The sequence below is a fragment of the Neohoeflea coraliihabitans genome, assembly GCF_019334345.1.
Classification (GTDB): Bacteria; Pseudomonadota; Alphaproteobacteria; order Rhizobiales; family Rhizobiaceae; genus Pseudohoeflea; species Pseudohoeflea coraliihabitans.
In genome coordinates this window covers 103,651-128,062 of sequence record NZ_JAHWQX010000005.1, presented here as the reverse complement: position 1 = coordinate 128,062, position 24,412 = coordinate 103,651, and the positions used below count along the sequence as shown (strand labels likewise).

The 24,412-nt window shown below is 63.4% G+C and carries 19 protein-coding genes; 11 read left to right on the top strand and 8 right to left on the bottom strand.

Annotated elements, in window-relative coordinates:
• Positions 1–93: 93 nt before the first annotated feature.
• The 11 genes from KY465_RS17665 (at position 94) to trxA (ending at position 17,390) form a co-directional block, all read left to right on the top strand.
• Positions 94–1,965, top strand: a complete 1,872-nt coding sequence (locus tag KY465_RS17665) for a stimulus-sensing domain-containing protein (protein WP_219203438.1) — start codon at positions 94–96, stop codon at positions 1,963–1,965.
• Positions 1,962–2,450 carry an HPr kinase/phosphorylase gene (locus KY465_RS17660; protein WP_219203437.1) on the top strand — a complete coding sequence of 163 codons (489 nt, stop codon included), beginning with the start codon at positions 1,962–1,964 and terminating at the stop codon, positions 2,448–2,450. Before KY465_RS17665 ends, KY465_RS17660 begins: the two co-directional genes overlap by 4 nt.
• 176 nt (positions 2,451–2,626) lie before the next feature.
• The gene (locus KY465_RS17655; protein ID WP_219203436.1) at positions 2,627–3,028 is read left to right on the top strand and encodes a PTS sugar transporter subunit IIA; all 402 of its coding nucleotides are present in this window, start codon (positions 2,627–2,629) and stop codon (positions 3,026–3,028) included.
• Positions 3,025–3,303, top strand: coding sequence for an HPr family phosphocarrier protein (locus KY465_RS17650; RefSeq protein ID WP_219203435.1), 279 nt, complete (start codon positions 3,025–3,027; stop codon positions 3,301–3,303). Before KY465_RS17655 ends, KY465_RS17650 begins: the two co-directional genes overlap by 4 nt.
• A 169-nt stretch (positions 3,304–3,472) precedes the next feature.
• Positions 3,473–4,873, top strand: coding sequence for an adenosylhomocysteinase (gene ahcY, locus KY465_RS17645; protein ID WP_219203434.1), 1,401 nt, complete (start codon positions 3,473–3,475; stop codon positions 4,871–4,873).
• Between the two features lie 282 nt (positions 4,874–5,155).
• Positions 5,156–7,771 carry a sensor histidine kinase gene (locus KY465_RS17640; protein ID WP_219203433.1) on the top strand — a complete coding sequence of 872 codons (2,616 nt, stop codon included), beginning with the start codon at positions 5,156–5,158 and terminating at the stop codon, positions 7,769–7,771.
• Positions 7,772–7,777: 6 nt separating this feature from the next.
• Positions 7,778–9,286 (top strand): tRNA (adenosine(37)-N6)-threonylcarbamoyltransferase complex ATPase subunit type 1 TsaE, encoded by a 1,509-nt coding sequence (gene tsaE / locus KY465_RS17635; RefSeq protein ID WP_219203432.1) that lies wholly within the window; start codon positions 7,778–7,780, stop codon positions 9,284–9,286.
• A 16-nt stretch (positions 9,287–9,302) separates the two neighbouring features.
• Positions 9,303–10,031: a nucleotidyltransferase family protein gene (locus KY465_RS17630; protein WP_219203431.1), complete on the top strand. Its 729-nt coding sequence runs from the start codon at positions 9,303–9,305 to the stop codon at positions 10,029–10,031.
• A gap of 23 nt (positions 10,032–10,054) precedes the next feature.
• The gene (addB, locus tag KY465_RS17625; RefSeq protein WP_219203430.1) at positions 10,055–13,357 is read left to right on the top strand and encodes a double-strand break repair protein AddB; all 3,303 of its coding nucleotides are present in this window, start codon (positions 10,055–10,057) and stop codon (positions 13,355–13,357) included.
• Complete coding sequence (gene addA, locus KY465_RS17620; RefSeq protein ID WP_219203429.1) at positions 13,350–16,988, top strand: double-strand break repair helicase AddA; 3,639 nt, start codon at positions 13,350–13,352, stop codon at positions 16,986–16,988. Before addB ends, addA begins: the two co-directional genes overlap by 8 nt.
• A gap of 78 nt (positions 16,989–17,066) precedes the next feature.
• A complete protein-coding gene (gene trxA, locus KY465_RS17615; protein WP_219203428.1) occupies positions 17,067–17,390 on the top strand; it encodes a thioredoxin in 324 nt (107 codons plus the stop codon).
• A 63-nt stretch (positions 17,391–17,453) separates the two neighbouring features.
• Here the strand turns inward: trxA and KY465_RS17610 are convergent, their stop codons facing one another.
• The 8 genes from KY465_RS17610 to KY465_RS17575 all read right to left on the bottom strand — a co-directional run bounded on the left by KY465_RS17610 (position 17,454) and on the right by KY465_RS17575 (position 24,379).
• Positions 17,454–18,791 (bottom strand): bifunctional folylpolyglutamate synthase/dihydrofolate synthase, encoded by a 1,338-nt coding sequence (locus tag KY465_RS17610; RefSeq protein ID WP_219203427.1) that lies wholly within the window; start codon positions 18,789–18,791, stop codon positions 17,454–17,456.
• Positions 18,792–18,836: 45 nt separating this feature from the next.
• Entirely contained in the window at positions 18,837–19,859 is a 1,023-nt protein-coding gene (gene accD / locus KY465_RS17605) for an acetyl-CoA carboxylase, carboxyltransferase subunit beta (RefSeq protein WP_219203515.1), read from the bottom strand.
• A 65-nt stretch (positions 19,860–19,924) separates the two neighbouring features.
• Positions 19,925–20,776 (bottom strand): tryptophan synthase subunit alpha, encoded by an 852-nt coding sequence (gene trpA / locus KY465_RS17600; protein ID WP_219203426.1) that lies wholly within the window; start codon positions 20,774–20,776, stop codon positions 19,925–19,927.
• Positions 20,773–21,114, bottom strand: a complete 342-nt coding sequence (cutA, locus tag KY465_RS17595; RefSeq protein WP_219203425.1) for a divalent-cation tolerance protein CutA — start codon at positions 21,112–21,114, stop codon at positions 20,773–20,775. The genes trpA and cutA overlap by 4 nt, the downstream gene beginning before the upstream one ends.
• Positions 21,114–21,542, bottom strand: coding sequence for a hypothetical protein (locus tag KY465_RS17590; RefSeq protein WP_428983052.1), 429 nt, complete (start codon positions 21,540–21,542; stop codon positions 21,114–21,116). Before KY465_RS17590 ends, cutA begins: the two co-directional genes overlap by 1 nt.
• Before the next feature lie 74 nt (positions 21,543–21,616).
• Positions 21,617–22,837, bottom strand: coding sequence for a tryptophan synthase subunit beta (gene trpB, locus KY465_RS17585; protein ID WP_219203424.1), 1,221 nt, complete (start codon positions 22,835–22,837; stop codon positions 21,617–21,619).
• The gene (locus KY465_RS17580) at positions 22,834–23,544 is read right to left on the bottom strand and encodes a phosphoribosylanthranilate isomerase (protein ID WP_219203423.1); all 711 of its coding nucleotides are present in this window, start codon (positions 23,542–23,544) and stop codon (positions 22,834–22,836) included. Before KY465_RS17580 ends, trpB begins: the two co-directional genes overlap by 4 nt.
• A 94-nt stretch (positions 23,545–23,638) precedes the next feature.
• On the bottom strand, positions 23,639–24,379 hold the full coding sequence (locus KY465_RS17575; RefSeq protein ID WP_219203422.1) for a M48 family metallopeptidase: 741 nt from the start codon (positions 24,377–24,379) through the stop codon (positions 23,639–23,641).
• Between the last annotated feature and the right edge of the window lie 33 nt (positions 24,380–24,412).

Sequence of the window (24,412 nt, the reverse complement as noted above, 5' to 3'; positions counted from 1 at the left end):
CACTGTCTTGCGGCCAGGCCCGGCGACTGTCGATGCGGTGCTTTCCGGCCACAAGCCGGCGCGGACCGGGTGGGTGCTCATGGGAATGCCGCGATGACCGCTGACACCGACGAGACCGGCGCCAACCGAGACGGGCGGCGCAATGGCGCCGGCGTCGCCGCCGGCCGCTCGCACGGCCTGACCCGCCCGGTAACGATGATTCGCCGAATCTTCGGTCACGTCCTCTTTTCCAGTCTGACGCGGCGTATCCTGTCGCTCAACCTGCTGGCGCTTTTCGTCCTCGTCTCCGGAATTCTCTACCTCAACCAGTTCCGCGAGGGCCTGATCGATGCGCGTGTCGAAAGTCTTCTGACCCAAGGCGAGATTATCGCCGGCGCGATGGCCGCCTCGGCCTCGGTCGATACCAACTCCATCACCATCGATCCGCAGAAACTGCTTGAATTGCAGGCCGGGCAGACGATCACGCCGACCAGCAACGATTTGGATTTCCCGATCAATCCCGAGCGCGTCGCGCCGGTTCTGCGCCGCCTGATCTCTCCGACCCGAACGCGGGCCCGCATCTATGACGAGGATGCCAGTCTGCTGCTTGATTCGCGCTTTCTCTATTCCAGCGGTCAGGTGCTGCGCTTCGAGTTGCCGCCGACGACGCCGCAGCAATCGCGCAGCCTTGGCGATCGCCTTTCGGCATGGATCAACCGTCTGTTTCAGCGCCGCGATCTGCCGCTCTACCGTGAACCGCCGGGAGCGGACGGATCGATTTATCCCGAAGTGATGAATGCGCTGACCGGAAGCCGGGGGGCAGTCGTTCGGGTCAACGAAAAGGGCGAACTGATCGTTTCCGTGGCCGTGCCGATCCAGCGCTTCCGCGCTGTGCTGGGCGTCCTTCTGCTGTCCACCCGTGCCGGCGACATCGACAAGATCGTCCATGCCGAGCGCATGGCCATCTTCCGCGTCTTCGGCATCGCGGCCACCGTCAACATCGTCCTGTCACTGCTCCTGGCAAGCACCATTGCAACGCCGTTGCGCCGTCTGGCAGCGGCTGCGGTGCGGGTTCGGCGCGGCGCCCGAGTGCGCGAGGAGATCCCCGACTTCTCCGAGCGGCAGGATGAAATCGGCAATCTCTCGGTGGCGCTGCGCGACATGACAAACGCGCTGTATGATCGCATTGATGCCATCGAGAGTTTCGCCGCCGATGTCAGTCACGAGCTGAAAAACCCGCTGACATCTTTGCGCAGCGCCGTCGAAACCCTCCCGGTCGCGCGCACCGCTGAATCGCAAAAGCGCCTGCTTGACGTCATCGAACATGATGTGCGCCGCATGGACCGTCTGATCAGCGACATTTCTGATGCGTCACGCCTTGATGCGGAACTCGCCCGTCAGGACAGTGCCGCGGTGGACATGCGCAACCTGCTGGCCGACCTCGTTTCCATTGCCCGCCAGGTCGGCGCCTCGCGTGGCCGCGAGGCCACCATCGAACTGCATATCGATGGTCGTACCGATGAGCTGTCCCCTGCCCGCCCGGAGCCCAAATCCGGTGCCAGGGGTTCCTTCCGGGTGTACGGTCATGATCTTCGGCTTGGACAGGTGATCACCAACCTGATCGAGAATGCGCGCTCCTTCGTGCCCACCGAAAATGGCCGCATTCTCGTGAGCTTGCGCCGCAGTCGCGGCAAGGTGGTCATTACAGTCGAGGACAACGGCCCGGGTATTCGAGCCGAGAACATCGAGCGGGTGTTCGAGCGCTTCTACACCGATCGCCCCGACGGTGAAGAGTTCGGCCAGAATTCCGGACTTGGGCTATCGATCAGTCGCCAGATCATCGAGGCGCATGGCGGACGCCTTTACGCCGAGAACATCCCCCGGTCGCTGCCGAAGGGGTCGCCCAAAGCCGGCGCACCCGTTGCGGCGGCAAATCGTTGGGCCGGTGCCCGCTTCGTGGTCGAACTTCCGGCGGCCGATCCGTGACAGCTCAGCATTCACCCATCATCGTGCCGCCGGGAAGCGATCTTCCGACCACCATTCATGCCACGGCTATAAGTGTGGGAGAGAGCGGGCTGTTGATTTGCGGTCCATCCGGCGCCGGCAAGACGTCGCTGGCTCTGCGCTGCCTCGCCGGCGCGCGCAGTCGCGGCTGGCATGCGGCGCTCATCGCCGATGACGGCGTGATCGTGTCGATGGTCGCCGGCCGGGTCCTCGCCAGCTGCCCGCAGCCGATCGCCGGCCGCGCCGAAATCAGGGGCACCGGCATATTCTCCATGTCCTGCCAATCTCGGGCTCGGCTGACTGCGGTGATCGCCCCGGGACAGCCGGTCGGCGAGGGGCGCTTGCCGCCAGAGGATGAGACCGTATCGCTCGGCGACCGAGTGCTGCCGCTTCTCAGGATTGATTATGCCGCCCGCATTGATCCCCTCGAGGTGCTTTCCATCGCCGGCGTTGTCCCTCGGCTCTGAAGCGGCCTCTCGCGGCTGCTCTGCGAGTGCCCTGAAAAAAGACAATCTGATGACATTTTGGCTTGATAATCGCAGCAAGCGCGCCAAGATGGCGCCCCGATACGCCCTCCGCGGTTGTTGCGACCGAAGATCGGCCTGGAGCGGCGTGAAAAAGCGGAAACGCGATTGGAGGCGAAATGATCGGTCTGGTGCTTGTCACCCACGGCAAGCTGGCTGAGGAGTTCCGGCACGCGCTGGAACATGTGGTCGGTCCGCAGACGGGGTTTGAAACCGTATGCATCGGGCCCGAAGACGACATGGATCAGCGTCGGCTCGATATTGTCGAAGCGGTCTCGCGTGCCGAGGACGGCCACGGAGTGATCATTCTCACCGACATGTTCGGTGGCACTCCATCCAATCTGTCGATCTCGGTGATGGATGACGGCCGCGTTGAAGTCATCGCAGGGGTCAATCTGCCGATGTTGATCAAGCTGGCCGGCATCCGGACCGCCAACGACATGCGGCGCGCCCTTCACGAGGCCCAGGAGGCCGGCCGCAAATACATCAACGTTGCCAGTAGCTTGCTGACGGGAAAATGACCGCGGTGAAAAAGCGCGAAATGGCAATCGTCAACAAGCGCGGCCTGCATGCCCGCGCCTCGGCCCGCTTTGTGCAGATTGCCGAGACCTTTCAGGCCGAAGTGCGCGTCTCCCGCGATGGGACCACCGTCGGCGGCACCTCCATCATGGGACTGATGCTACTCGCCGCCTCACCCGGATCGACCATTATCGTCGAAGCCTCTGGCCGACAGGCCGAGGAAGTTCTCACCGCCCTCGATGAACTCGTCGCTTCCCGTTTCGGCGAGGAGGCCTGAGCTTCCAGATGGCCCGCAATCAAGCGGCGCAGAAGGCCGCTTAGAAGGGGCATCAACACATAAAGACATCTTTATGTGGGCATTGTCACCCCTGGCGAAACCTGCTAAGGCACGGCCACAATCCCGCGCCGGATGGACCGCGCGGGCGATCCCAGTGCCGGAGAACTTCATGGCCCCTACAGAAGATCACAAGGTTGCCGATATTGGCCTTGCCGCTTATGGCCGTAAGGAAATCATCGTCGCCGAAACCGAAATGCCGGGCCTGATGGCCTGCCGGCAGGAATTTGGTGACAGTCAGCCCCTGAAAGGCGCGCGCATCACCGGCTCGCTGCATATGACGATCCAGACAGCGGTGCTGATTGAAACGCTGGTGGCGCTCGGCGCCGAGGTGCGCTGGGCGTCCTGCAACATTTTCTCCACCCAGGACCATGCTGCTGCCGCCATCGCCGCTACCGGCGTTCCCGTTTTCGCGGTCAAGGGCGAGACGCTTGAGGAGTACTGGAGCTATACGGACCAGATCTTCCAGTGGCCGGACGGTCAGCCATCCAACATGATCCTGGATGATGGCGGTGACGCCACCATGTATATCCTGCTTGGCGCCCGCGCCGAGTCCGGAGAGGATGTATTGTCCAATCCGGGCAGTGAGGAAGAGGAAATCCTCTTTGCGCAGATCAAGAAGCGCCTTGAAGCGTCACCCGGCTTCTTCATCCGTCAGCGCGATGCCTTGAAGGGCGTCACCGAGGAGACCACCACCGGCGTCAACCGCCTGTACCAGCTGCAGCGAGCCGGCCTGTTGCCTTTCCCCGCCATCAACGTCAACGATTCCGTGACCAAGTCGAAATTCGACAACAAGTATGGCTGCAAGGAATCGCTGGTCGACGGCATCCGCCGCGCCACCGACGTGATGTTGGCCGGCAAGGTGGCGGTTGTGTGCGGCTATGGCGATGTCGGCAAGGGGTCTGCCGCATCGCTGTCGGGCGCCGGTGCCCGTGTCAAGGTGACCGAGGTCGATCCGATCTGCGCATTGCAGGCGGCGATGGATGGATTTGAGGTGGTCCGTCTTGAGGATGTCGTCGACAGCGCAGACATCTTCATCACCACCACCGGCAACAAGGATGTCATCCGGCTCGACCATATGCGTGCCATGAAAGACATGGCGATCGTCGGCAATATCGGTCATTTCGACAATGAGATCGAAATCACCGGCCTGCGCAATTTCAAATGGGACAACATCAAGCCCCAGGTGGATATGATCGAGTTTCCGGGCGGCAATCGCATCATCCTGCTCTCGGAAGGCCGGCTGCTCAATCTCGGCAATGCCACCGGTCATCCTTCATTCGTGATGAGCGCCTCCTTCACCAATCAGGTGCTGGCCCAGATCGAGCTCTTCACCAAGGGCGACCAGTACGGCAACCAGGTCTATGTTCTGCCGAAGCATCTTGATGAGCATGTCGCTCGCCTGCACCTCGACAAGCTCGGCGTCCGCTTGACCGAGCTCAGCGAACAACAAGCCGCCTATATTGGCGTAACGCCACAAGGGCCGTACAAGCCGGAACACTACCGCTATTAAGCACAGCGACGCAAACCACAAGATATTGATGCCGGCCCCTTGACATGAGGGGCCGGTTTTCTTTTTGGCGCTGCCGCCCTTCACCGTGATTCGACAAACCGGTATGTTTTTCAGCATTGATTCGCAACGCGGAGCAGCGCTTCGGCCGGGTGGGCCGGACACGGCGCCCGGATCGAACATGGCGACCGTGCAGCGAGATGTCCTGTAGTGGGAGGTGTGGCCGGACCCGGTACAGGTTCGCCGCCCTGCGCGGGCGGTAGGCGGCAGCCAGGGGACAGGCGAATGGTGGTGCAGAACCAGGCGGGCGCGGCAGACAGGTCGGCGCCGAAAGAGCGAGGGGAGTCGAAAGTCTCGCAACTCCCGCATCGCAAGCTTGCCGATAGAGGAAGTGGCGCAAGTCGGCTTGGACATTATCACCGTTTGTGCCGCCGGCTTGCTGCGTCGATTTCCATTCTTGCGCTCACCCCGTTCCTCGCATCGCCGCTGCGCGCCGCCGCAGAGCCTGTCGCCGCGGAACCAGCCGTTGACGCCATCGCCGACACGCTGTCCTCCTTCGACGTGATCAATTTCGCGATGGTCATCGGCGCCGTGTCGGCCGCGATGATTTCGGCAATCTGGCTCATTCGGGAACGTGGCAAGATCGATCTCGAGAACCGGGCTCTGCGCGTCTCGCTTGCCGATGCCACCGCCCGCGCTGCCCGCTATCAGTCCCTGATCATCGATCGCAACCGCCGCATCGTCGTCTGGGAGGGTGTCGGTGTGCCGGCGGAGATCCTCGGCTCGCTGCCCTCGGAACTGGGTGCCCCGGACGGCGATCGCGAATTCATGGCTTTCGAGGGCTGGCTGCAACTGGCCTCGGCGCGCAAACTCGATGAGGCCATAGACCGTCTGCGGTCACAGGCAGAGCAGTTCGAAATGACTCTCGAGACACGCCAGGGGCGCGTTCTCGAGGCCCAGGGGAGGGTGGCCGGCGGGCGCGCCTTTGTCCGCTTCGTGGCGCTTTCCAATCTGCGCGCCGAACTGGCCGGTCTCCAGGCCGAGAACACGCGGCTGAACGCTTCTCTTGACCTGCTGCAAAACCTGCTGGATGTCATCGACATGCCCGTCTGGTTGCGTGATCCGGCCGGCGAGATCACCTGGGTGAATGCCGCTTATGCGGAAGCCGTCGAGGTCGGCGACCGGCAGCAGGCGATTGAAGGCAAGCTCGAACTTCTTGGCAGCGCGGCCCGCGAACGCATCAAGATGACGCTGACGCCGGAGCGTCCTTTCTTGGAAAGGGTCTCCACGGTCATTCGGGGGCATCGCCGGTTCATGGAGGTCGCGGATGTCAAGACGCCGGCTGGCCAGGCCGGTTTGGCATACGACGTCTCCGACATCGAGGATGTTCGCGAGGAGCTCAACCGCACGCTCAACAGCCATTCGGAAATGCTCGATCAGCTTGCGACGCCGGTGGCGATTTTCGACCGCGATCAGCGCCTGCAGTTTTTCAACCATGCCTTTCAGCAATTGTGGGATCTCGATCTGGGATTTCTCGAACGGCGCCCGGACAACGGTGAATTTCTCGAAAAACTGCGCAGCGAAGGCAAGGTGCCCGAGCCTCACTCATGGCGCGACTGGAAAGAAGAAGTGCTGACCGTCTACCGTGCGGTCGATACCGAACCGCAATTGTGGCACCTGCCGGACGGACAGACATTGAACGTCATCGCCAACGCCCATCCGCGCGGCGGCGCCACCTGGATATTCGAAAACCTTACGGAGAAGATGGATCTCGAGACCCGCTACAATACGCTGGTGCGCGTCCAGGGAGAAACCATCGACAATCTCGCCGAAGGCGTCTGCGTTTTCGGACCGGATGGCAAGATCAAGCTGTCCAACACCGCCTTCAGAGCGCTCTGGGGCCTGAGCGAAGAGGAAACCCGCCCCGGCACGCATATCCGCGAGATCGCCCGGCTTTGCCAGCCTTCCCATGACGCGCCGGAGGGATGGCCGTTGTTTCTCTCGGCCATTACCGGCTTTGACGAGGACCGTCTGACCCGCGATGGCCGTATCGAACTGACGACCGGCCTCATTCTCGATTATGCCGTGGTGCCTTTGCCCAACGCCCAGACGATGATCGCCTTCGTCAACGTCACCGACAGCGTCGGGGCAGCACGCATGCTGACCGAGAAGAACGAAGCATTGCGCAAGGCCGACGCTCTGAAGAACGACTTCGTGCAGCATGTCTCCTACGAACTGCGCTCACCGCTGACCAACATCATCGGCTTTGCCGATCTGTTGCTGACCCCGGGGACCGGCGACCTCAACGACCGGCAGCGCGAATACATCGACCACATCTCGGCTTCATCGGCAGTGCTGCTGACCATCGTCAATGATATCCTCGATCTCGCCACGGTCGATGCGGGCATCATGCAGCTTGATCTCGATACGGTGGACGTTTCTCAGCTGCTCGCAGAGGCCAGCGAACAGATTGGCAGTCGCCTGAAGGAGAACGAACTGCGCGTTGAGATCGACGCTTCCGCTGCACCCGAGGAAATCATCGCCGACCACCAGCGCCTCAAGCAGATTCTGTTCAAACTGATGATGAATGCCGCCAGCTATGCGCCGGAAGGTTCGGCCATCGAACTCACCTGCCGGCAGGAAGATGCCGATACGGTTTTTATCATCGCGGACCGTGGCCCCGGTATTCCCGCGGAATTGCAGGAAAGCGTCTTCTCGCGTTTTGCCACCGGCGTCCGGCCCGGCGGCAAGGGCGGTGCCGGCCTCGGCCTGTCGATTGTCGAAAGTTTCGTGGGCCTCCATCATGGCACGGTGCGTGTCGAGGACCGCCCGGGCGGCGGAACCATGGTGATCTGCCGCTTCCCGAGCCAGCCCTTGCGCGGCCGTACCGCTGCGGAATAGGACGGCGTGACGACCGGCGACATACACATCCACCTCGCCGATCTCGCCGCAACCGAAAGGCTTGGCGAGGACATCGCGCTGGCGATGGCCCGCGGCGATTGTCTGGCGCTCCACGGTGATCTCGGCGCCGGCAAGTCAACCCTGGCGCGCGCCATCTTGCGCGCGCTCGCCGATGACCCGCATCTGGACGTGCCAAGCCCGACCTTCACGCTTGTGCAGACCTATGATGACCTGCGCGTGCCGGTCAGCCACTTCGATCTCTATCGCCTCAACGGGTCCGACGAACTCGACGAACTTGGCTTCGAAGAATCCCTGGACAACGGCGCCGTGCTGGTTGAATGGCCGCAACGTGCGGCAGATCGCATGCCGATTGATGCGGTGACTCTGGTGCTGTCCGGGACGGGCGAAAGCCGCGACATCACGATTTCCGCCCCGGCCGATTTCGCTGCCCGCCTCGCCCGTTCGCGTGCCGCGCGCATCTTTCTCGACAACAGCGGCTATCCTGGCGCCGAACGCCGCTTTCTGCAGGGAGACGCCTCCGCGCGCAGCTATGAGCGTGTGGGATCGGACAACCCGTTGATCTTGATGAATGCGCCGCGCAGACCGGACGGCCCGCCGCTGCGTGACGGACTGCCCTATTCGAGCCTTGCCCATCTGGCCGAAGATGTCCGCCCGTTCGTCGCGATCGGCAGTTGGCTGCGAGACCACGGTTTCGCCGCACCGGAGATCCCGGCGGCCGATCTCGATGCGGGTTTTCTGCTGGTCGAAGATTTGGGCAACGCCACGCTGCTTGAGGCCGATGGCACCCCCGACCCCGAGCGCTACGCCCACGCGATCGATGTGCTCGCTGCCCTGCATGAGCTGCCGGCGCCCGGCCGCATTGCCCTTTCTCAAGGCCCGCCGCACGCCGTGCCGGCCTACGACCCCCGCGCCATGCAGATCGAGGTCGAGCTGCTTGTCGACTGGTATCTTCCCGCGCGCGGTAAGGGCGCTGACGATGATGCGCTGCGCGCCGAATACCTTTCCGCATGGCAGGGGCTGTTTGCTGAGCTCGCGGCCGCCCCGAAAGCGCTTGTGCTGCGCGATTACCATTCGCCCAATCTGATCTGGCGGCCGCAGGCGCAAGGTCTGCAGAAGATCGGCATCATCGATTTTCAGGATGCGGTCATCGGACCGGCCGCCTATGATGTGGCCTCCCTTGTCCAGGATGCCCGCGTCACCGTGCCGCCAGCTCTGTGCGAAAACCTGCTCCGGCGCTACGAGGCGGCGCGCTTGCGCAGCAACCGCAACTTCGATGCCGAGCGCTTTCGCCGTGACTATGCGATCATGGCGGCCCAGCGCGCCGCGAAGATCCTTGGAATCTTCGTTCGTCTCGACCGCCGCGACGGCAAACCCCATTATCTCCGTCATTTGCCGCGCATCGAAACCTATCTCGCCGCGCTTCTGGCGGCGCCCGTTCTCGCCCCCTTGCGTTTCTGGTGCGACCGCGCTGGAATCCTCACCGGTGAACGATGAAAGGCAGAAGCATGTCATGACCATCCGATCAGCGATGATCCTTGCTGCCGGACTGGGGACCCGTTTGCGGCCGATTACCGAAACCCTGCCCAAACCTCTGGTGCCCGTCGGTGGCCGGCCCTTGATCGCCTATTCTCTGGAGGCGGCTCGTGCCGCGGGCATCGACAATATCGTCGCCAATGTGCACTACCGGGCCGACCAGCTCGAAACCTGGTTGAAACAAAGCGGCTTTGACGTTGGCATATCCGACGAGCGTGAAGCTTTGCTCGACTCCGGCGGTGGCCTGCGCCACGCGCTGCCGCAGCTGGGCTCAGACCCGTTTCTCGTGCTTAACGCCGACACCTTCTGGCTGGAGGATCCGGCTGCGGCCCGGACGAATCTCGATCGCTTGATGACCGCCTTCGATCGAGAGCGGATGGAGATGCTGTTGATGACGGCGCGCCCGCAGCAAGCCACCGGCCATGATGGCGCCGGTGATTTCTCAGTCGACCAGGACGGTCGCCTGGCGCGCAGCCGAAGCGCAGATGCCGTCATCTATGCGGGGGCGCTGATCCTCGACCCGAGATGTCTGCAGGGTGATCGTCCGCAAAAATTCTCGTTGAACCTGTGTTTTGACGAGGCGATCGACAGGGGAACGCTGTTCGGCATGCCGATGGCCGGCCAGTGGTTGACCGTCGGAACGCCCGACGCCATCCCTGAAGCTGAGGCCGCGATGCAGAACTTTTGCCGGCAGACGGGCGCGTGACAGGCGGCGCAACAGATCGGTTAATGTCCGGCGCATCGCGTCTTTACACCATTCCCCCCGGCGTAAATTTTCTCGCCACCCTCGCCGATACGCTGGTCTGCGACCGGCTGGGCTTCGGTCTCGCCGATCCTCTCAGCGATCCACTGGCGCTGGCGAACACGACGATTTATCTGCCGACGCGGCGGGCGGTGCGCGTCTTGAGATCGGAATTCGCTGATCGGCTTGGCGGAAAGAGCGCCATCCTGCCTGTCCTCAGAGCACTCGGTGAGACCGATGAGGACAGTGGCTTTTTCGACGAAGCAACGCCTGCAGCGCTCGCCTTGCCGCCTCCTGCCGACACGATCGATTCGGTGCTGTCGCTTGCCGAACTGGTGATCGCCTGGAAGAAGCAATTGCCGAAAGCTGTCGCGGCGCATTTGCAGGGAGCGGCGATGGTCGCTCCGGCCAATCCCGCCGATGCAATCTGGCTTGCCCGCGCGCTCTATGACCTTGTGCAGTCGATCGAGGCGGAAGAAGCGGACTTTTCTGCTCTTGATTCCGTCGTCAGCGCCGATCTTCAGCAATGGTGGCAGTTAACCGCCGAGTTTCTGCGCGTCGCGCGTGATTTCTGGCCCGCACTGCTGGGAGAGCGCCAGCAGTCGAGCCCGGCGGCCCACCACAATGCCGCGATCGACGCCGAAACGGCGCGCCTCGAAGAGCATGGCGCAAGAGGACCGGTCATTGTTGCCGGATCCACAGGCACGCGGCCGTCGACGGCCCGGCTGATTCGCGCCGTCGCGCGTTATCGCCAGGGCGCGGTCATACTGCCCGGTCTCGATCAGAACATGAGCCTGGCGCACTGGCGTCTGTTGAGCGAGCAGGTGGGAAGCGCAGGTTTTTCTGCTGCGAACGCGCCGAACGCCGCGGCCCGCCTTGATGCGATTACCAGACGCAGCCACCCGCAATTTGGCCTCAAGCGGCTTCTCGACCAGCTTGGCATATCGCTCGACTCAATCCCTGATATTCCTTCCCTGGCGACCCCGCCAAACGAACTGGCGGCGCGAAACAGTCTGGTCTCTCTGGCTTTGCTCCCGGCCTCCGCCACGGCAGCATGGGCCGACCGCCAATCCAGCGATGCTGAAGATGCGAGTGCGCTTGCGGCGGTCACGTTGATTGAGGCGGCCAACGAGCGGGAGGAGGCAGAGGCTCTCGCAGCGGCGATACGCGCTGCGCTTGAGCCAACTGAAGAGAATGCCGAACCGGTTGCCGCGCTGGTGACCCCTGATCGCAACCTGGCACGCCGTGTCGTGATCGAACTGGCGCGTTACGGTATCGACGCCGACGATTCTGGCGGTCGGCTGTTGTCCGCCACGCCCCAGGGCAGCCTTGCCCGCCTCGTCGCGGCCACTGCCTTCTCGCCTGGTGATCCCGTTGCTCTCGCGGCCTTGATCAAGCATCCGCTCGCACATTTTGGCGCATCGCCATTGAGGGCGCGTCGCCTGGCCGAGAACGTCGAACTGCTGGCCTTGCGCGGCGGGGTGGGCGAAGCCAGCCTTGCCACCCTCCCGGATCGGGCCGCCGCCGCCGCCGCGCGTCGCAATGACCGCCATGCACCTCACGCTCTCGGGCGTCTCGATGACGCCGGGATCACCGAAGCGCTGGCCCATGCGACGCGCATCCGGGATGCCTTCGAGCCGATATTCGCGCTTGCCGATCCTGTTGCGGTGCCGAGCCGGCCGGTGGGTGCAACAGCGCCTGAGGGCGATCTGCCGCAACTGGCCGTCGCAGATCTGGCTCTGGCAACGGCACTGACTCTGGAGGCCGTCGTTACCGCTGATTGTCCCCGCGATGATCGCAGCGTGGCCGCGAATGGCGGGACCGAAAATCCGCTCGACCTTCTCTGGAGCGATGAAGCGGGGCGGGCCCTCGCCGGGCTGCTCTCTGGCTGTCGCGATAGCGCCAGCTCACTGACCCTTTCAGGGTATGAATGGATCGGCGCGCTGGACGCGCTTTTGGCAAGCGAGCAGATCAAGCCGGATGGGGGAGGCCACCCCCGTGCATTCGTCTGGGGCGCGCTTGAAGCACGGCTGCAACAGGTCGATACCGTGTTGCTCGCGGGTTTGAACGAGGGAACATGGCCGGCACCGGGCACCGAGGATGCCTTCCTTTCGCGCGCCATGAAGGCTGCAATCGGTCTCGAGCCGCCCGAGCGGCGCATCGGTCAGGCGACGCACGATTTTCAGATGGCCATGGCGATGCCGAAAGTTGTGCTGTCACGCGCCTTGCGCGCCGGCCGGGCGCCCACCGTCGCCTCGCGCTGGGTGCAACGCCTCGATGCGACGGCCGCGCCCCGCGCCGTTGCGGCCATGCGCGCGCGCGGCAGCGCCATTCTTGCGCGCCTGCGCCAGATGCCGCAGACACCTGACACGCGGGATGTCCTGAACGGCGCCGGTCGCCCGCAGCCGCGACCGCCTTCCGACCGGCAGCCGGAAAGCTATACCTTCAGCGAGGTCGGCACCCTGCGCCGTGATCCCTATTCCATCTATGCGCGCCGCATTTTGCGCCTCGAGACCATCGAGCCTTTTATCGCCGATCCGGGGCCGCGCGAGCGCGGCACGGTGTTCCATGCGATCATGGAGGAATTTCTCGGCCCCGATCTGGCAGCGGAAATCAGCACGGAACGGCTCTTGCATATTGCCGACCGCCATCTTGCCGAGCCGGTCGAGGGCGCAGTGCTGCCGCCCGAAATTGCCCGGATCTGGAGAAACCGTCTGGCACGAGCAGCGCCTGATATCATCGAATGGGAGCTGGACCGGCGGAAACATGTCGCCCGGCGCATCGTCGAGGCTTACGGCAAATTCGAACTGACCTCGGGTGTGAGCCTGCGCGGTATTGCCGATCGCATCGATATCTCCCCCGAGGGGACGGCCGGCCTCATCGATTACAAGACCGGGATGTCGCCGTCGCTGAGACAGGCACGCACGCTGCTTGACCCGCAATTGCCCCTGGAAGCCTTCGTGCTGCAACAGGGCGGCTTTTCAGGCCTTGCGCCCCATACCGTCTCGCAAATGCACTATCTTCGCTTGAACAAGGCGCGCCTTTATGCCGAACGTGTCGACAAGGCAGGGATCAAGGAGGGGGAGCCCGACTACAGCACGGAAGCCTTGATCGCCGCTGCGGTCCGCGAGTTCGAAGGTCTGGTGCTTGCCCTGCGCGAGGGCCGGAGGGGCTTCATGTCGCGGGTCATTCCCCGCAGTGCCCGTGATTTTGCCGGCGACTATGATCATCTGGCCCGCGTTGCCGAATGGCAGACGATGAGCGATGCGGAAGGAGGCGGCGATGACTGACAAGCCGCGCCACGCAGAGGAGGGGGCGTCCGACCCGGCTGTCCAGCTGCATTCACCCACGACCTTCCACGACCCCATTGATGAGACCACGCGGCGCCAGCGTCAGGCAGCCGACCCGGGGCATTCCGCCTGGGTTTCCGCCAATGCCGGTTCCGGCAAGACCCATGTCCTGACCAACCGCGTCATCCGCCTTTTGCTCGCCGGCGCCCGCCCATCCGCGATCCTGTGCCTGACTTACACCAAGGCTGCTGCTGCCGAGATGTCCAACCGCGTGTTCCGCAGTCTCGCGGCATGGACCCGCCTGCCCGATGCGGACCTGGCGGAGGCGATCACGACCCTGCAGGGGCGTCCGGTCACCGCCAGCGAACTTGCCCGGGCGCGCCAGTTGTTTGCAATGGCGCTCGAAACCCCCGGCGGCCTGAAAATCCAGACCATTCATGCCTTCTGCGAGGCGGTCTTGCAGCGTTTTCCGCTCGAGGCGAATATTGCCGGCCGCTTTCAGGTTCTTGACGATTCCGAAGCACGCAACCTGCTCGCCGAAGCCCGGCGGGCTCTGTTCCGCACCGGCGACGCGGACCCGGGGTCGGATGTCGCAGCGTCGATCGAGGCGGTGCTTGATCTCGCCGGCGAAACCGGACTTGAACAGCTTCTGCGCGAGATCTACAGCAACCGCCGGGCGCTCGAAACCTTCTTCGCCGCCAGCGATGATGGTCCCTCTGTGGACCAGGCGCTGCGCTCTGTCCTCGGCCTGAGTGAGGGCGAGACCCGCGACGATCTCGATCAACTGTTCTGGCCGCTGCGCGATCTCGATGAACCGACGTTGCGCCGCATGGAGGCGGCCGCCAGCGGCCCGAAGCCCGCCAAGCTGGCCCTCGATTTCGCCCAAAGCCTGCTTGCCTGCTGCACCATCAGTGATCCCGCCGAGCGGGCCCGCAAGGTCTGTGAGGCCTTCTTCACGACCACCGGCAAACCCCGGGCCTTTGGCAAGGTGGCAGCCGCGGCGGTCAAGGCGGAACTTCCAGACATCGAAGCGCGTCTCGAGGCCGCTCAGCAGGAGGTTCGGGCCCTCATTGACCGCCGTTCCGCCTTCGACGTGTACGAAGCCAATGTGGCGGCACTGTCCATCGCCCGGCGGTATATTGCTGAATTCGAACGCCGCAAGCGCCGCCAGGGCTTTCTCGACTTCGATGATCTGGTGGCGGCCACTGACGCCCTGTTTGCCCGCACCGGCGCTGGCGCCTGGGTGCATTACAAGCTCGATCAGGGCATAGATCATATCCTTATCGATGAAGCGCAGGACACCGCGCCCCTGCAATGGAATGTCATCCGCGCTCTGGCGGCGGAGTTTTTCGCCGGCGAGGGCGCGCGCAACAGAGGCCGCACCTTATTCTCGGTCGGCGATGAGAAGCAATCGATCTACTCGTTTCAGGGCGCCCGGCCCGAAAGCTTTTCTGAGGAGCGGCGGCAAACCCGCCGGCGCGCCGAGGCCGCCGGTGAAGCCTTCACGGAAATCCCGTTGCGTGTGTCGTTCCGCTCCACCCAGGAAGTGCTGCGCATCGTCGATCTCGTCTACAAGAACCCTGAGGCGCAAGGCGGCATGGGCGAAGACCAGGCCGCCATCATCCATGAAAGCGCCCGGCCCCGGGCGCCCGGGTCGGTCGAACTTTGGGACGTCATCGCGGCAGAGCCGACCCCGACGAGCGAGAGTTGGACCGCCCCCTTCGATCAGGTGCCCGAATCGGCGCCGGCAGCCCGATTGGCGGCCCGCATGGCTGACGCCATCGAAGACTGTCTCGCTCACCGTCAGATCGCTGACGCAAAGACCGGAATCCTGCGACCGGCGCGCGCCGGTGATGTTCTCGTGCTGGTGCGCAAGCGCGACGGCTTCGTTCCAACGCTGCTGCGCCTGTTGAAGACCCGCGGCAATATCCCGGTCGCCGGCGCCGATCGTTTGCGGCTGACCGACCATATTGCCGTGCAGGACCTGATCGCCATCGGCCGCTACGCGCTTCTTGCCGCCGACGATCTGTCGCTTGCCGCACTGGCGAAAAGTCCGCTGATCGGCCTCGACGAAGACGCCTTGTACCGCCTCGCCGGTGAGCGCGACACGGCCGAGACCCTCGACGCCCGTCTGACGCGGCTGGCGGCTGAGGAAGCAGCATTTGCCGCCATGCGGACCACAACGCAGCGTTGGCGCGAGCTGGCGCAACAGCTTTCCGTGCATGATTTTTATGCCACGCTGCTCGGACCCGACGGGGGGCGGGCGCGCTATTTCGCCCGGCTCGGTTCGGAAGTCAGCGATGTCCTGGACGAGTTTCTCGGCCTGGCGCTCGACCACGATGCCGCCGGAATACCCGGATTGCAGGCTTTCATCTCGATGCTTGATGCGGAAACGCCGGAGATCAAGCGCGAAATGGAGCAGGGAGCCGATGCCGTTCGCGTCATGACCGTCCACGCGGCCAAGGGTCTCGAGGCCCCGATCGTTTTCCTGGTGGATTCCGGTGGCGCTGCCTGGCAACCCGCGCACGTACCGAAACTCTGGTTGCTGTCCACTGAAAAGCCCTTTGCAGACCAGATCCCGGTCTGGCTGCCAAATTCTGCCATGCGCGCCATTCCGGCTGCCGAAGCCGCCGTCGCCGCGCAGCGTCGCCAGGCAGAGGAAGAATATCGCCGGCTTCTTTATGTCGGTCTCAGCCGCGCCGCCGACCATCTCGTGGTCTGCGGCTATCGCGGCCTGCGTCAGGCCTCCTCCCCGACCTGGCACGATTTCGTGCAGGCCGGCTTTGAAAACGCCGAGCACGATCCCGGCGTACAAGTTGAGACAGCCGAGCGGCAAAGCGGAACCGATACATTCGCCATACGTCGCCTGGTCGTTGCTCGCTCCGGCTCGCCGGCCGAACCATCAGCCCCGCTCTCATCCTCTGTGGAAGACACGTCTTCCGCCCCGTTCGTCATCCCGACCGAACCGCTGCCGCCCCCGCAGCGTTTGCCGCGTCCGCTTGTTCCCTCGGCGGCCGGTGCACGGCTCGCCGAGGATCGCCGCAGCAGTGGCAGCACGGCATCGTTCTCTCCCGCGGGTATGACCACTGCCGACAGAGGCGGCGCGCATGCCGCCGCCCGCGGCAGGGCAGCGCACCGACTTTTGCAGGTGCTGCCGGACCTGCCGCCCGACCAACGGCCGGGCGCCGCGCAGCGCTATATCTCCCGCGCCTTGCCCTTTCTGGCTGCCGATGCACGCGATGCCTTCTGCGACGAACTGTTCGCCGTGCTCGATCATCCGGATTTCGCGGCCCTGTTTGCTCCGGGCGGCGCCAGCGAGGTTTCGGTGATGGGCACGCTGACCCTCGGCAAGAGTGAACGTGTCATCTCCGGGCGTATCGACCGGCTCGCCGTCGATGCGCGACGGGCCATCATTCTTGACTACAAGACCGGCACTCGACCTTTTGACGGGCAGCCGGAGCCCGACCACATCATCCAGCTCGCCATCTATCGCGCCCTTCTCAGGCCGCTCTACCCGCAACACGCCATTGAGGCCAGCCTGCTTTACACGGCGGGGCCCGACCTTGTGCGCCTTGACGCTGAACAAATGGATGCTGCATTGAGCGAACTCGGGCGCCGCCTGGGCGGCTGATATCTGCGCTCTTGAATATGGACAGGCAAAGCATCACATTGGGCGCAACCCTGATCCCATCTGAAGGAGAGCCGTTCCATGACCACTGTGAAAGTCGACAATGCCAATTTTCAGTCTGAAGTGCTTGACTCCGATGTGCCGGTGGTCGTCGATTTCTGGGCTGAATGGTGCGGCCCCTGCAAGATGATTGCGCCGAGCCTTGAGGAAATTGCCAGCGAAATGGACGGCAAGGTCAAGATTGCCAAGCTGAATATCGATGAAAATCCGGAGCTGGCGGCCCAGTACGGCGTGCGCTCGATTCCGACCCTCGCCATGTTCAAGGGCGGCGATGTTGCTGACATCAAGGTCGGGGCCTCCCCCAAGTCAGCCCTGTCAGGCTGGATTTCTTCAAGCGCCGCCTGACCGTACAAATCTGCAGATCGACTGTGATAACCCGCCGGCGCACCGGCGGGTTTTTTGTCATGATCAGCGCGGCGGTGTGCGGTTGGCGGCGAGAACCTCACCGACAAGGTATAATGATCCGCAGATCAGGATGCGCGGCGGGTTGTCAGGCCGTTGCCAGGCTGTCGCGATCGCCTTGAGGGCTGCCTCGACAGTATCGGCCGGTTCGGCTGAAAGGCTCGCCTCAGCCGCATCGGAAGCCAGGGCCACCGGGTCGAGCCCCGCCTCGCTCGACTGGATGGGTACGGTAAAGACGTGTTTGGCGATACCGGCAAATGCCTCGAAGAAACCTCTCGGCTCCTTCGTGTTCAGCATTCCGCAGATGACGAACAGCTCCCGCGACTGACGTTCCTCCGCATTGGCCATTGCTTCGGCCACCACGCGCCCGGCCCCGGGATTGTGCCCGCCGTCGATCCAGATCTCGGCTCCCGGCCCTGCCATTTCAGAGATCGGTCCGGTGCTCAAAAGCTGCAAACGGCCCGGCCATGCGACCGATGCAAGGCCGCGCCCGATCGCGTCTTCGCTAATCAGGAAGCCGGCCGCTTTCAGGCCGCGTATCGCGACAGCGGCATTGCCGAACTGGTGGCGCCCGGTCAGATGCGGCAGGGGCAGGTCGAGCAGCTCCTCCTCGTCCTGGTAAATCAACCTGTTGTGCTCGCCATAGGCCATGAAATCCTGGCCATAGACCGCCATGGGCGAACGCAATCGTTCCGCCGTGCCGATCAGCACATCGCGCGCTTCGGCTTCCAGCTGTTCCCCGATGACCACAGGGCAGCCCGCTTTGATGATGCCGGCCTTCTCGGCAGCGATCAACTCGACCCGGTCGCCAAGATAGGCCTGGTGATCGAGCGAGATCGGTGTGATCAAGGTAGCCGCCGGCCCGGGAATGACATTCGTCGCGTCAAATCGCCCGCCGAGACCGACCTCGATAATGGCGACATCCGCCGGATGCTCGGAAAACAGCACGAACATGGTGGCTGTCAGAATTTCGAATACGGTGATCGCGGCGCCGGCATTGGCTGCCGCCACCCTGCGGATGGTCGCGCATAACAGATCATCATCGACCAGTTGCCCGCCGCCCTCCGCACCAGCTTCCGCCGCCATGCGGAAGCGCTCATGCCAGCAAACCAGATGCGGCGAGGTATGCACATGGACCCGGTGCCCGGACGCCTCGAGCATCGACCGGCAAAAGGCGCTGACCGATCCCTTGCCGTTCGTGCCGGCAATGTGGATGATCGGCGGCATCTTGCGATGCGGATTGTCAAGCCGGTCGAGCAGCTGCTGGATGCGATCGAGCGACAGATCGTAGCCCTTCGGATGCAGCGCCATCAGGGCATCGATTTCCAACGCGGCTCGAGACATCAAGGGCAGCACTCCGAAGGACGCGGCCGCAGCCGGAATACCGGTTCAACCGGCGATGTTGGATGCCTTTTCCGTCGCTGGCTGTGGGGCAGGACCGGAATTTGCGTTCGCGCCGGTCCGCCCGGTCTCGTCTATAATCCGCCCGCTGCCCGTCGGCGCAGAGCTCTCGGATGTTTCTGGCGTCAGAGCGCCGTTCTCCGCACCTGGCTCGCTGCGCGGCGCTTGCTTGAGAAGGATGCGCAGCAGTCGCGCCAGCGTCCCTGGCAGATCATGGCGATGCACCACCATGTCGATCATGCCATGTTCCAGCAGATATTCCGCGGTCTGAAAGCCCTCAGGGAGTTTTTCGCGGATTGTCTGTTCGATCACCCGCTTGCCGGCAAAGCCGATTTCCGCCCCCGGCTCGGCCAGATGGACATCGCCAAGCATCGCATAGGAGGCTGACACGCCGCCGGTCGTCGGATTGGTGAGAACGACGATATAGGGCAGGCCGGCCTCTTTCAGCATTTCGACACCCACAGTGGTGCGCGGCAGTTGCATCAAGGACAGGATGCCTTCCTGCATACGTGCGCCGCCAGAGGCCGGGAACATCACCAGGGGTACCTTGCGCGCGTACGCTTCCTGAAACGCCTCGACGATGGCCTCGCCCGCCGCGATGCCGAGTGACCCCCCCATGAATGAAAAATCGTGGACACAGGCGACGAGTGGGACGCCCTGCACTTCGCCGACGCCGGTGACGATCGAATCCTCGAGCCCGGTCTTCTGCCGGTTTTCTTTCAGCCGGTCGGCATAGCGCTTTGAATCCCGGAACTTGAGGGGATCCTGTGGCACCTTCGGGGCCGGCAATTGCTCGTATTTGCCGTCATCAAACAGATGTTCGAGGCGCGCCTGCGCCGACATCTTCATATGAAAGCCGGAGGCCGGAATGACATAATGATTGTCAACCAGGTCCTGATGGAAGACCATCTCGCCGGTCTCCGGACATTTGATCCAGAGATTCTCGGGGACCTCCCGACGGCCAAGCATCGAGCTGATTTTCGGTCTGACGTAATTGGTAATCCAGTTCAAAGCGCTCACTCCGCTTGTTCCGAAACCCGCGGCGCGATCGGCAGACCGGCTTGCGGGATACTCTTCTAGATGGCGTCCTCATCAACACTGGCAAGCCGCGCGGCGCGGACGCCGCCGGCCAGTTCGCTGACCAGGGCCCGTACGGCCGTGACCGTGCCTGCCGTCGGGCTGTCCTCTGCGTCAAGGCTGGCAGCCATCGCCCGCACGATCGCCGTTCCGACAACCACGCCGTCGGCGCTCTGACCGATCGCCTGTGCCTGCGCTGCCGATTGCACACCGAAACCCACGCAGACCGGCAGATCCGTATGCGATTTGATGCGCTTGACTGCTTCGTTGACCTTCGACGTATCGGATATGGCCGAGCCGGTGATGCCGGTCATCGAGACATAATAGACAAAACCGGACGTGTTCTTGAGCACCGCCGGCAACCGCTTGTCGTCGGTGGTCGGTGTCGCCAGGCGAATGAAGTTGACGCCGGCTTCCAGTGCGGGAAGACAAAGTTCCTCATCCATTTCCGGCGGCAGATCGACAACCAGCAGACCATCGATGCCGGCAGATTTGGCATCAGCGAGAAAGCGCGTCACTCCATAAATGTATATGGGATTGTAGTAACCCATCAGCACGATCGGCGTCTCGTCATCGCTTTCCCGGAAGCGCCGGGCCAGCTCCAGCGTCCGCGCCAGGCTCTGGCCTTGCTTCAGCGCCCGCCGGCCAGCCATCTGGATGGCCGGACCATCGGCCATCGGGTCGGAAAACGGCATGCCCAGCTCGATGACGTCTGCGCCTGCATCCGGCAGCGCCTTGAGAATCTCGAGAGAGGTGTCGAAATCTGGGTCGCCGCCCATCACATAGGTGACCAGAGCCGGTCGACCTTCGGCTTTCAGCGTGGCGAAACGGCTGTCGATACGGGTCGTCATGGTGCTGTCTTTCCTGTTTCCGCCGCAATCCAGGCGGCGTAGGCGCGATTGCAGGCCGCGGCTTCGTGCCGGATGATCGCCGGCGTCTCGTAGGGATGAGTCTCCGCTATGAACGTCGCCAGCGCTGTTGCGTTGTTGCTGCTCGTCTTGAAAATGGCAAGGGTTTCCGTTTCAGAGACGATGGCTCCCTCCCACCAAAACAGCGCTTCGACGGGCGCAATGATGTTGACGCAAGCGGTCAGCCGTGCCTCGAGGGCCGCCCGCGCCGCCTCTCGAGCGCTGGCCTGATCACCAAAGGTGACGTGAATCTCGATCAGAGAATCGTCGGCGGTCGCCATCAGACGTCTCCACGCGGCAGGCGCCGTTGCATGTAGGTCTCGAGCGAAGCCCCGGACATGACCGTCTCCATCCAGGCGCGACGCTCGAAGTCGATCACAGCCAGCTCCCAGACGCAGGCCATCAAGGTCGGATCGGCGCGGTGGAACTCCGGCGTTCCGCCTAGATCGCTGCGCCAGACGGTTTGCGTGGCGATGCCGCCCGCCAGCCAGAGATGCAGCAACAGCCATAGCCCGGCTTCGCCGCGGTGCACCACCGCAAAGCCCGCTCCGAGATGATCGACGCTGCCGATCTCCGCCGCCGAGCTGATGGTTTCCCGGATGAGCGCCGTCATGTCGGCATTAAACTCTGTCAGATCGGCCGGCCTCCCGGACCTGCCATCGCCGGCAACAATGCCCGAAAGCTTCACCCGCACATCCGCCAGCGCCATCTCGCACAGAAAACCCGCCTGTCGTGGCGCATAGCAGTTGGCCTCGGCAATGATCGGCTGCGCGCCCAAGGTTTCTAGGACTCCATTCCGAGAATTTTGCTGACCGTGAAGATGTCTTTGTCGCCGCGCCCGCACAGGTTCATCACGATGATCTCGTCACCACTCATTTGCGGCGCGCGTTTGATGACTTCGGCCAGCGCATGCGCCGGCTCCAGCGCCGGGATGATCCCTTCCAGACGGGTCAGCAGCTGAAACGCCTCGAGCGCTTCATCATCGCGAATCGGAACATAATCGACCCGGCCGGTTTCCTTCAGCCAGGAGTGTTCCGGCCCGATACCCGGGTAGTCAAGGCCGGCCGAAATCGAGTGCCCTTCCTTGATCTGGCCGTCGTCGTCCTGCAGCAGATAGGTGCGGTTGCCATGCAGCACGCCGGGGGTCCCGGATGTCAGAGACGCGCAGTGCTCTTCGCCTTCCAGGCCGCGCCCGCCCGCCTCGACGCCGACAATCTTGACCGATGCATCATCGAGAAACGGATGAAACAGCCCGATGGCGTTCGAACCACCGCCGACGGCAGCAACCACCATGTCCGGCAGGCGGCCTTCCGCGGCCATAAGTTGCTCCCGCGTTTCGCGGCCGATCACCGACTGGAAGTCGCGCACCATTTCCGGATAGGGATGCGGCCCGGCTGCCGTGCCGATCAGGTAATACGTGTCATCGACATTGGTCACCCAGTCGCGCAGGGCCTCGTTCATCGCATCCTTCAACGTGCCGTTGCCGGCAGAAACCGGATTGACCTTGGCGCCGAGCAGCTTCATGCGAAAGACGTTCGGAGCCTGCCGCTCGACATCGGTGGCACCCATATACACTTCGCAGGGAAAGCCGAAGCGCGCCGCCACCGTCGCCGTGGCGACGCCATGCTGACCGGCGCCGGTCTCGGCGATGATGCGGGTCTTGCCCATTCGCTTGGCGAGCAGGATCTGGCCAATGCAATTGTTGATCTTGTGCGAGCCGGTGTGGTTGAGCTCGTCGCGTTTGAAATAGATCTTCGCGCCGCCAAGATGAGCGCTCAGCCGCTCGGCAAAATAGAGCGGCGAAGGACGACCCGTATAATGCGTGTTCAGCGCTTCCAGCTCGGCCTTGAAGGACCCGTCAGTCTTGGCGCGGGTCCATTCCTCTTCAAGTTCAAGGATCAGCGGCATCAATGTTTCGGCAACGAAACGACCACCGAATATCCCGAACATGCCCTGTTCATCGGGGCCGGTGCGAAAGGAATTGGGAGTGGAGGGCTGGTTCACGAGATAGGCTCCTTGCTCTTGGCGGTCCCGATCGCCGAGTCTGTGGAATTGACCGCTTCAGAATCATGCCGGCGTACCGCTTCGGCGAAGGCGCGCATCTTGTCGAGATCCTTGATCCCAGGCGCGGATTCAATACCAGACGAGACGTCAAGAAAGCGGCATCCCGTGGTCCTCAGAGCCACCCCGACATTGGCTGCATCAAGGCCGCCCGACAGAACATAATCGGTTTGCCGATCCAAGCTATCGAGCAACGTCCAGTCGAACTGCACGCCATTGCCTCCCGGCAGCGCCGAGCCGCGCGGCGCCTTGGCGTCGAACAGGATGTGATCTGCCACCCCGAGAAACGGTTCCATTGCCGCCAGATCCTCGGCTGTGCGCACCGGGATCGCCTTCATGGCCTTCAAGCCGCTCCGCGCCTTGATCTTGGAAATCTGCGCCGGTGACTCCGCGCCATGGAATTGCAACAGCGTCGGCCGCACCCCGTCGATGATCGCGTCAAGTTCCGCATCGCTGGCGTTCACCGTCACCGCGACCGTCGCAAGGCCAAGGGCATGCGCCCGGGCCGCCAGCATGCCGGCATGTTCAACGGTGACATTGCGCGGGCTCTTGGCGAAGAAGATAAACCCGGCTTTCCACGCGCCGAGCGCCGCAGCCTGTTCGACGGCTTCGACGGTCTTCAGCCCGCAGAATTTGATGTGTGTGCTCATAGGGTTCCCCTCGCATGAAATCGCGGCAGAGTCGAGACGGGCGGCCGCCGATCACAAGGCCGGTTCAGACCATGCTTGCGCGGGCGGCCGCAATCTAGAACTGCAGGGCCTGCAAGCCGCTGCCATGGGCTTTCAGCCAGCTTTTCGCCGCGTTGGTGTTGGGACACAGATCCCGACACAGCGACCAGAACGCCGGGGAGTGGTTCATCTCCGCGAGATGCGCGACCTCATGCGCGGCCAGATAGTCGGTGACGAGCGGGGGCGCCATGGCCAGCCGCCAGGAAAAGGATAGCCTGCCGTCGGATGTGCAGGAGCCCCAGCGGCTTTTCGTATCCTTGACAGAGATGGCGCGGACAGTACGCCCGATCTGCTCTGCGTAGTGGTTCACCCGCTTTTCTAGATCCTGGCGGGCAACGCGTTTGAGATGATCGGCGACCCGCCGTCCGACATGCTCCGGACCACCGGAGACCATCAACGCCGGAACATCGCCTTCGGTGATGACCTTTGCAAGACCGCGCAATTTACCGCTGCGCGTGATCCGGTGATCGATGCCGCCGATCGGAATGAGCATGCCCTCGCCGACCTTGCAGTCCGTGGGCAGGGCGGCCAGCTTGGTCATCATCCAACCTTCGTGGCGCGTCAGAAAGGCATCGATCTCGCGCTGCGCCATGCCCGGCGGCACCGTCAGCCTGAGTGCTTGTCCGCCCGGCTCGATGCGCAAGGTGATGCGCTTTGCCCGCTGGTGTTCGCGAATGCAAAGGGCCAGCCGGCGTCCGGCCACCTCGTAATGGCGGCGCACAGGCGCAATCGGCGTTGTTTCGAACCAGCTGAACATGCCTGTCTTCTATCCGATTCGCCGCTGTACAGA

Excerpts from the sequence above, each read along its gene's own strand:
- KY465_RS17655 (WP_219203436.1), top strand. The coding sequence starts at position 2,627 with ATGATCGGTCTGGTGCTTGTCACCCACGGCAAGCTGGCTGAGGAGTTC.
- KY465_RS17580 (WP_219203423.1), bottom strand. The coding sequence starts at position 23,544 with ATGAGCACACACATCAAATTCTGCGGGCTGAAGACCGTCGAAGCCGTC.
- ahcY (WP_219203434.1), top strand. The coding sequence starts at position 3,473 with ATGGCCCCTACAGAAGATCACAAGGTTGCCGATATTGGCCTTGCCGCT.
- cutA (WP_219203425.1), bottom strand. The coding sequence starts at position 21,114 with ATGGCGACCGCCGACGATTCTCTGATCGAGATTCACGTCACCTTTGGT.
- KY465_RS17650 (WP_219203435.1), top strand. The coding sequence starts at position 3,025 with ATGACCGCGGTGAAAAAGCGCGAAATGGCAATCGTCAACAAGCGCGGC.
- addA (WP_219203429.1), top strand. The coding sequence starts at position 13,350 with ATGACTGACAAGCCGCGCCACGCAGAGGAGGGGGCGTCCGACCCGGCT.
- KY465_RS17610 (WP_219203427.1), bottom strand. The coding sequence starts at position 18,791 with ATGTCTCGAGCCGCGTTGGAAATCGATGCCCTGATGGCGCTGCATCCG.
- addB (WP_219203430.1), top strand. The coding sequence starts at position 10,055 with ATGTCCGGCGCATCGCGTCTTTACACCATTCCCCCCGGCGTAAATTTT.
- KY465_RS17575 (WP_219203422.1), bottom strand. The coding sequence starts at position 24,379 with ATGTTCAGCTGGTTCGAAACAACGCCGATTGCGCCTGTGCGCCGCCAT.
- KY465_RS17590 (WP_428983052.1), bottom strand. The coding sequence starts at position 21,542 with ATGGCGCTGGCGGATGTGCGGGTGAAGCTTTCGGGCATTGTTGCCGGC.
- trxA (WP_219203428.1), top strand. The coding sequence starts at position 17,067 with ATGACCACTGTGAAAGTCGACAATGCCAATTTTCAGTCTGAAGTGCTT.
- KY465_RS17665 (WP_219203438.1), top strand. The coding sequence starts at position 94 with ATGACCGCTGACACCGACGAGACCGGCGCCAACCGAGACGGGCGGCGC.
- KY465_RS17640 (WP_219203433.1), top strand. The coding sequence starts at position 5,156 with ATGGTGGTGCAGAACCAGGCGGGCGCGGCAGACAGGTCGGCGCCGAAA.
- KY465_RS17630 (WP_219203431.1), top strand. The coding sequence starts at position 9,303 with ATGACCATCCGATCAGCGATGATCCTTGCTGCCGGACTGGGGACCCGT.
- trpA (WP_219203426.1), bottom strand. The coding sequence starts at position 20,776 with ATGACGACCCGTATCGACAGCCGTTTCGCCACGCTGAAAGCCGAAGGT.